Below are 7,533 nucleotides of genomic sequence, written 5' to 3' on the forward strand. Positions count from 1 at the left end.
GGTCCCCCCTCCGCCCTGCCGGTGAAGCACACGCCACCGGCACCGGTCGACGGTCTGCCGGACGTCCCGTACTGGACCAACCGGGAAGCAGTGCGAACCGAGCGGGTGCCCGAGTCGTTGATCGTGCTCGGAGACGGCGCGATCGGGCTGGAGTCGGCGCAGGTGTTCGCTCGGTCGAAGCGCAAGTGGCCGTTGTCGAGGCGCTCGATCGCCTGCTCGCGGCCGATGAACCCGGGGCGAGCGTGCTGCTGGGGAAGGTTCCCGCGCGACCGCGTCCGGGCCACGTCCAGGCGGGTGGTGACCCGGGTGTCGGACACCTCGCCGTAGCCGGCCCCGCAGACCTGCTCGACCTCGTTGTCCATCATCCGCTGCGCCATCTCCCGCACCATCGTCCGCAGCAGGTCCGGCGACGCCGACTCCAGGGTCTGCTCGAACCACTCGCCGGTCACCGGCACAATGTCACCTGCGGCCACATCGCTCTCCTTCGTTCTGATTCGCATCGAGAAGGATCGCGAGGTGGCCGTCTCACGTCACGGAGACTCGCCCAGCAGGGCAGAAACCGGATGAAAGGTCACACAGACCCCATACACCACTCCCGTGGACGTGAACCGCGGCAGGTGACGATGTCGATCGGCTCGCTGACGTGGTGGAAACCGTCCTCGAGGAGAAGGTAAGCGCCGGGTTCGAATTGCTCGTGCGACCGGGCTGGGGGCGGTGGCTTCTTCATCTGGGTCTGTAGGTGATTCCTGGCAGCGTTTGCTGGTCAGCAGTGAGAGCGGTGGCTGACACCCTGACGTCGGGCCCTCACACTCACCTACCAGGCCTTCGACGTCTGCGACGCCCCCGGCCAGCAGCTCGTGATATACCACACCTAACCGGGCAGTGCCGACGGCCAAGTCCTTGGCATCCTCGGCTCCGTCCACGCCACCCGACGCCAGAGCGAACCGCGAAGGTAACGGCGCGGCCGGGTGCACGGGCCTGTGGCACTCAGCGGTAGGCGTTGGAGCGGGGATCCTCGACGTCACCACCGCCCTCCGCCCCGTGCGCCTCAGGAGAACCTGACGGGCACCGCCACCGGGCCTGCGTCCGTCAGGCCGCGCCGCCAGACCAGGTTCTCGACCGCGATACGCGGCCGCAGGCCCGGCACTCGCATCGAGAGGGCCCGCAGTGCGGCGGTCAGCTCGATCCGAGCGAGGGCCGCCCCCAGGCAGTGGTGTGGCCCGCGCCCGAACGACACGTGCCCACCCCCGCGCCCCGGCGCGAACCGTCCGGGCTCCTCGAACCGCCCGGGATCATGGTTCGCCGCCTCCAACCGGACGATCACCAGGTCCCCCGCCTCGACCAGCACCCCGGCCACCTCCACCCGCTCGCGCGCCCAGCGCGGGAACGGCTCGGCGATCAGCCCCGCCAGCCGGCGCAGCACCTCCTCCACCACCGCGTCCGGATCCGGCGCCGCCGCGAAACCCCTCAACCGCCCCTCCACGGCCAGCAGTAGCGCCCCGACCGCGATGGCGTTGCGCGCCGTCTGGTGCCCCGCCGCGACGATCGTCGTCGCCACCCCGACGAGCTCACCGGCCGACAGACGGCCGTCCCGGGCATCGTGCACCCCGATCAGGGCGCTGAGGAGATCGTCACCGAGCGCGCGCCTTTTCCGCTCGATGAGATCACCCGCCATCTCGGTCAGCTCGCCCCACGCCTTGGCCGCCTCGTCCGTGAAGTCCCCCGACACCGCCTCGACCAGCGTGTGGAACCGTCCCCGGTCCCCGATCGACATCCCCAGCAGATCGCCGATCGCCCGCGCCGACACCTCTGCCGCGAACGCCACCAGGTCCGGTTCCGCGGCCTCGGCGAACGCCGCCGCCCGCTCGTCTGCGATCCGCTCGATCCGCGGCCGCAGCGCCTCGATCGCCCGCGGCGCGAACGCCCGTGCGACGAGCCGCCGCAACCGCGCGTGCGCCTCGCCGTCCTGCAACAGCGTGTCCCCCGCCGCCTCGGCGCCCGGCGGCGTAACCCCGAACCGCGCGTCCGTCAGCACCTGGGTGACCGCGTCGAACGACGTGACCAGCCACGCCCGCCGTCCGTCCGGTGCCGACACCTCCGCGACCGGCGGCAGCCCCGTGTACGCCGCAGGCGGCATGAGCGGATCGGACCTGTCGAACGGCAACGCGAGCATCGCGAACCTCCTCGTCTGGCGACGTCGGGACCAGTAGAAACGTTGACGTCGCGACAAGGTCAAGCAGCGCGATCATCGACTTGCGGGGCTTCGACGCGCCGGTTTCGGTCCATCCGGGCCACACCGGCGGATCCTCGCGGACACCGGTCTCCCTCACATCACCTCACCGAGCCGGCATCGGGTCGGCTGCGCCAGGACGACCTCGTCCGGAGCCCCTCGGCCCTCGGCCCGTGAGCAGCAACCGAACGGCCAACGGCGATAGCGAGCGGGTTCGGGTGGTGTTACCGCCACCGACCGTTCCGATACAGGAACCGCCGCGGATTGCATCAGATGCGAATACGCGACTCCATGCGCCGCGTCCGGGGCGAGCGCGTCGATCTTGGTCAGGGGCAGCGCGAGGCCGGCATGCTGCTGCGCTGGCACGAAGGCGCGCAGTGCCCGCGCCCGGTCCCGCGTCCACCGCACCGCGCCGCCGGCCCGTTGCCATCCACCCCCGACTCCTCGCCGTCGGCTTGGCGCGACGCCCCGCGGTGACCTGCGGCAGGAAACCCATGTCGGCCATTTGGTCCGCCTCGTCCAAGACGGTGGTGCTTACGTGCTCCAGGTTGCAGGCGCCCCGGTTGATCAGGTCCGTGAGCCGTCCCGGGGTGGCGACCAGGATCTCCGCGCCGCGGTGGAGGGCGGCGGCCTGCCGGGAGATCGATACGCCGCCGACAACGGTGGCCGACCGAAGCTTGAGCGACCGGGCATAGGGCATGAGGGCGTCGGTGAAGAGTCAATGTGGACAGCAGGGCCGCCGGCATTTCCAACTCGGCGAACGACGCGGCCGGGGGCAGCGGCGGCGTGGAACTGACGGGAAGCGCGAAGTCGTTCTGCCGCCCGGCGGCCGGTCGGCGCGAAACCCTGGTAGGCGAGTGAGAGAAGCGACGTTGAGACGGGCGGGTGCCATGGGTCATGTGCAAGCCTTCCCTGAAGTGGCACGTTTCGAGGAAGACTCCGCAGCCCATGGCCGGAGCGATCACAAGAACGAACCAAAGTGAACCGCGAAGCAACGCCGAAGCCGAAAAGGGCGCCGCGTGATACCGCGGAAGGCGGCTGAAGGACGGGCTCTGGGCTGAGCGGTGTGCAGCCGAGAACCCGCAGCCAAGTACTTGGGGGAGCCGTATGGCGGAACGCCGTAGAAGGGCTACACCCCTGAAGGATCAGACGCGGGCATCGACAGGAAGATCCTTTCCTGCCGGCATCGTCCGCCGGCACGAGGCGCGAGGTGCGCCGTTGACGGCGGCGACACTGAACCGGATCCGGGCGACGCTGCGCACGGCGTTGAACGCCGCGATCCGGCAGGGACTCATCGGCGACAACCCGGCGTCTCGGGTGGAGTTGCCGGTGGCGCGGCGTCCACGGGCGGTGGTGTGGACCGCGGCACGGGTGGAGCACTGGCAGCGGACGGGGGAGCATCCGCCGGTCGCGGTGTGGACCGCGGCGCAGACCGCCGAGTTCCTGCACGCGATCCGGGAGCACCGGTTGTATGCGGCGTTCCACCTGATCGCGTTACGGGGTCTACGGCGCGGTGAGGCGGCCGGGCTGCGGTGGTGCGATGTGGACCTGGACCAGCGGGTCGCGGTGATCTCCCAGCAGATCCAGCAGCACCAGGGCTATCTGACCGCGTGCCCGCCCAAGACCGCCACCAGCGCCCGCGTCATCGCGCTGGACCGCACCACCGTCGCGGCTCTACGCGCTCACCGTGAACAGCAACAAGACGAGCAGCGGCAGGCCGGAGTGGACTATCACGACAGCGGCTACGTGTTCACCACGACCAACGGCGACCCGCTGGCCACGGTGCGGCTGACCCGGCTGTTCCAGGGGCTGGTGGCCGAGTACGGGCTGCCGCCGATCCGGTTGCACGACCTGCGTCATGGCGCGGCGACGCTCGCGCTGGCGGCCGGGGTGGAGTTGAAGGTGGTTCAGGACATGCTAGGGCACTCCAGCATCGTGCTGACCGCCGACACCTACACCTCGGTGCTGCCCGAGGTCGCTCATCGTGCGGCGGAGAAGACCGCCAAACACGTGATGAAAGCGGGCCGGCTGATACCCGGTACCAACCGGGTGCGCCGGCGAGGCACAGGCCGCAGGAAACGCCGCAAGACCGACACGACCCCTACCCGGGTGTCGACGACGCACCCCGCACGTCGACTCGGCCGACCGCAACGCTGCTGAGCGAAAGCGAGTAGGCGGATCCGCCGCCGTTCAGTGATCGTGAGCCTCGGGCTCCCCGTCCTTGTCTTCGAGTAAGGGCTAACTGAATAACCGCACGCTTCGGCTCGGTACAGGTCGACGCGCGGTGAGTGCTGCCCGGTCGTACCCCAATGCCCTTGTCGGCGTCGAAACCCGTGAACCGGCCGGTGTGGGCGGGAATGTCTTGGACACAGGCCGGCCTCAGTCCGGCCCCACATGCTCTCGACCCACTCGGCCTGGGGATGGCGTTCGTGCAGGTCAAGGTGTGGCGCGCCCGGCAGGATTCGAACCCGCGACCGTCGGATCAGAAGCGCTGTCGGGCCATTATTCCAAGGGGCAAACTCTATCGCTCCGTCCCATTATGCGTGGCTGTCAGCGGCCTGCAATGCCGCTTTATGTCGCCCGCAGCCGACGCGTTCCGCGACATACGAGCAAACAAGGAGCGAACACCGATGCGGGCGTCGACCATCGACTGGGGCAGGGTGCTGGCGAGGTCGCCAGCCTGTGTCGCGGCCGGCTGTCCCGGGCGGCGCGGATGCTGCGGTCCTTCGGGCGGAACTCCCCGCCCTGACCGGAGCCGGTCGGTCCGCGGCGCGAGCCGGCGTCGTCGGCTTCATGGCGGACGCTCACCCTGGCCCGCCGGGGGTGGCGTGCAGGTCGAAGATGACGTGGCGCAGTTCGGTGAGGGTGTCGTCCAGGCCCGCCAGCGCGGTGTGGACGCGTTGGGCGGCGTGCGGGTCGTGGATGCGGGCCAGCGCGCCGTGCAGTTCCAGGCTGACTGCGAACAGCCGGTGGGTGATCTGGTCGGCCAGTTCGTGAGCGACGCGGTGCGGGTCAGCGCTCAACTGCCGGGCCACCTCCCGTGCTGCGGCGTGGACCGTGGCGGGGTCGGGCCGGCCCCCCGCGCCGTCCTCGCTCCGAGCACGCCCAGGTTCGGGTGACGGGTACGCCATAGTCCTTTCAGCCCCTCTTGTCGGGAGGTGCGTGGATCATCCGGCATGGTGTACCCCGGGACGGCGGTACAACCACGCCCGCAATGCCCGGTTTGCGGTACCTGTACCGGGTGGCCCGGCGGGGAGGGTGGTCACACGGCCCTGAGGTGACGCCGCGGCTGGCCGGGCGGCTCCGGCCGGCGGGGAACCCGGCGGCCGGACAGGTGCCGGACATCGATGAGCAGCGACCCGTCCCCGCTGCGGCCGTGGGGCGCATCCCGATGGGCGCCGGCTGGGCCGATGCGGTCGCCGGTGTCGCCGGTCCGGACGGTGCCGACTGCGGTGACCTCCCAGCCGCCGCCCGGATCGTCCAGCCGGTCGGCGTGCACCGCGACCACCGCGCCGATGGCGTGCCGCATCGTGCGGGCCAGCCCGGCGCCGGGGGGCAGCTCGATGCGGATCACCGTGCCTTCGACGGTGAAGGGCACCGTCCGCACCGCGGGCAGCCCCTGCTCGGTGAACACCAGCCGGCCCACGCCCGCCGAGGCCAGCAGCTCTCTGGCCCGCCACCACCCGAGCGGTGCCGGGGACGACCCCGTTTCCTCCACGGGCGTCCGCGTGGCGGGCCGTGCTCTTGGCCACCGGTCGCCTGAACACATGCCTCCAGGCTCGCAGCTCCCACCAGGCCCTTTGAAGGGAAGAAGGTCCCTGCGGCCGGGCTCCCAACGGCCCCGGCGAGGGGTCGATGCCTGCACCCCCGCTCTGACCGGCGCCTCCGCCCTGGGCTCGACGAGCTGCCGCTCAGGGTTTCAGCCGGGCGGCGAGCAGGGCGACGTCGTCTTCGAAGAGGTCGTGCTCACCGCCCTGCCGGCAGCGGGCCAGCAGGGCGTCGCACAGCTGCGGCAGGGGCCGGTCGGCGTGGCCGGTGGCGATACGAGCGGCTCCCCGCATGCCCTCGTCCAGCGTGTGGGCCCGGTCCTCGATCAGTCCGTCGGTGTGCAGGAGCACGGTCGCGCCGACGGGCAGCCGATGCTCGTGGTCGGGGCGGACGACGTCGGGATCGACCCCCAGCGGCGGCCCGACATCGGCCTCCAGGTATCGGGCGGGCTCGCCGGGGACGGCCAGCAGCGGCGGCAGGTGCCCGGCACTGGCCCACCGCAGCCGCCGTCCCGCACCGTCGCCTTCCAGCCGCACCACAATCACGGTGGCCATCGGCCCGCCGTGCAACTCGTGCAGCGCCCGGTCCAAGCGCTGCAGGATCCGGCTGGGCGGCTCACGCTGGTCGAAGGCGATCACGCGGAGCATGTTGCTGATCTGGCTCATCACCGTGGCCGCCCGCAGGTCGTGTCCCATCACGTCCCCGACCATCAGGCACGGCACCCTGTCGGGCAGATGGATGACGTCGTACCAGTCGCCGCCTACACTCGGCGCCTGGCTGGACGGCTGGTACCGGGCCTGCAGCTCCCACTCCCGCAGCTGAGGCATCTGCGGCAGCAGCCGCCGCTGGAAGTCCTCAGTGGCCGCGCGCAGCCGCGCGTACAGCCGGGCGTTCTCGATGCTCACCCCGGCCGCGCTGGCCAATGCGGACACCATCTCCTCATCACGGTCGGTGAACGGCCCGTCGGCCTTGTCAGCCAGGTACAGGTTGCCGTAGACGGTGTCGCGGACCCGGATCGGCACGCCCAGCAGCGTGGTCATCACCGGATGCCCGGCAGGGAACCCCGCAGCGCGGGGATGGGAGGGCAGATCCTCCACCCGCAGCGGCCGCGGATCGCGTACCAGATCTCCCAGCAGCCCCGTCCCGTGCGGCAACTCGCCCACCCGTTCGGCGAACTGGTCGACCCCGAACCCCGAAGTGATCAACTCTGTGAACTGGCCCTGGTCGTCCAACACCCCCACCGCGGCGTACTGGGCCCGCACCAGCTCCCGCGCCGCCTCGACGATGGTGTGCAGCACCTCCTCCAGCTCCAGATGGCCGCTGATCGCCAGCACCGCGTTCAACAACTCCTGCAACCGGCCGTGCTCGGCCGCCAGCCGCTGCAGCCCAGCCTGAATCTCGTCCAAGTCGTTACCGCCCAGATCCGGCAACCGCCGCGCTGCTGTGGCGTTCGGGCCGAACACCGCAAGAACCTGTCTGAGCACCGCCTCGACCAGCTCCAACGCGACCCGCTCGGCGGCGGTGAAGTACGGGGC

The 7,533-nt window shown here is 70.9% G+C and carries 6 protein-coding genes and 2 pseudogenes; 2 read left to right on the top strand and 6 right to left on the bottom strand.

Annotated elements, in window-relative coordinates; genetic code table 11:
* Positions 1 to 458: pseudogene (locus ETD96_RS37235) on the bottom strand (hypothetical protein); the annotation flags it as partial.
* Positions 459 to 1,048: 590 nt separating this feature from the next.
* Entirely contained in the window at positions 1,049 to 2,173 is a 1,125-nt protein-coding gene (locus tag ETD96_RS37245; protein ID WP_138641212.1) for a cytochrome P450, read from the bottom strand.
* A gap of 330 nt (positions 2,174 to 2,503) precedes the next feature.
* Here ETD96_RS37245 and ETD96_RS47170 point away from each other — a divergent pair, with 330 nt between their 5' ends.
* Positions 2,504 to 2,707, top strand: a complete 204-nt coding sequence (locus ETD96_RS47170) for a hypothetical protein (protein ID WP_240808502.1) — start codon at positions 2,504 to 2,506, stop codon at positions 2,705 to 2,707.
* Here ETD96_RS47170 and ETD96_RS47175 read toward each other — a convergent pair.
* Positions 2,703 to 3,129: pseudogene (locus tag ETD96_RS47175) on the bottom strand (DEAD/DEAH box helicase); the annotation flags it as partial. The gene ETD96_RS47170 and the pseudogene ETD96_RS47175 sit on opposite strands and share 5 nt — an antisense overlap.
* A 367-nt stretch (positions 3,130 to 3,496) precedes the next feature.
* Here ETD96_RS47175 and ETD96_RS37255 point away from each other — a divergent pair.
* A complete protein-coding gene (locus ETD96_RS37255) occupies positions 3,497 to 4,390 on the top strand; it encodes a tyrosine-type recombinase/integrase (RefSeq protein ID WP_171069409.1) in 894 nt (297 codons plus the stop codon).
* Between the two features lie 644 nt (positions 4,391 to 5,034).
* On the opposite strand, the gene ETD96_RS37260 is transcribed toward ETD96_RS37255, so the two are convergent.
* The 3 genes from ETD96_RS37260 to ETD96_RS37270 all read right to left on the bottom strand — a co-directional run.
* Positions 5,035 to 5,253 carry a histidine kinase dimerization/phosphoacceptor domain-containing protein gene (locus tag ETD96_RS37260; protein WP_171069410.1) on the bottom strand — a complete coding sequence of 73 codons (219 nt, stop codon included), beginning with the start codon at positions 5,251 to 5,253 and terminating at the stop codon, positions 5,035 to 5,037.
* Positions 5,254 to 5,492: 239 nt separating this feature from the next.
* On the bottom strand, positions 5,493 to 5,948 hold the full coding sequence (locus ETD96_RS37265; RefSeq protein ID WP_171069411.1) for a pyridoxamine 5'-phosphate oxidase family protein: 456 nt from the start codon (positions 5,946 to 5,948) through the stop codon (positions 5,493 to 5,495).
* Positions 5,949 to 6,141: 193 nt separating this feature from the next.
* On the bottom strand, positions 6,142 to 7,533 hold a 1,392-nt coding region (locus tag ETD96_RS37270), incomplete at its 5' end, for a PP2C family protein-serine/threonine phosphatase (RefSeq protein WP_205719638.1).

This window comes from Actinomadura geliboluensis, from assembly GCF_005889745.1.
Lineage (GTDB): Bacteria > Actinomycetota > Actinomycetes > Streptosporangiales > Streptosporangiaceae > Spirillospora > Spirillospora geliboluensis.

Bases quoted from the DNA above. Each gene is read 5' to 3' on its own strand.
- ETD96_RS47170 (WP_240808502.1), top strand. From the start codon at position 2,504: ATGCGAATACGCGACTCCATGCGCCGCGTCCGGGGCGAGCGCGTCGAT.
- ETD96_RS37245 (WP_138641212.1), bottom strand. From the start codon at position 2,173: ATGCTCGCGTTGCCGTTCGACAGGTCCGATCCGCTCATGCCGCCTGCG.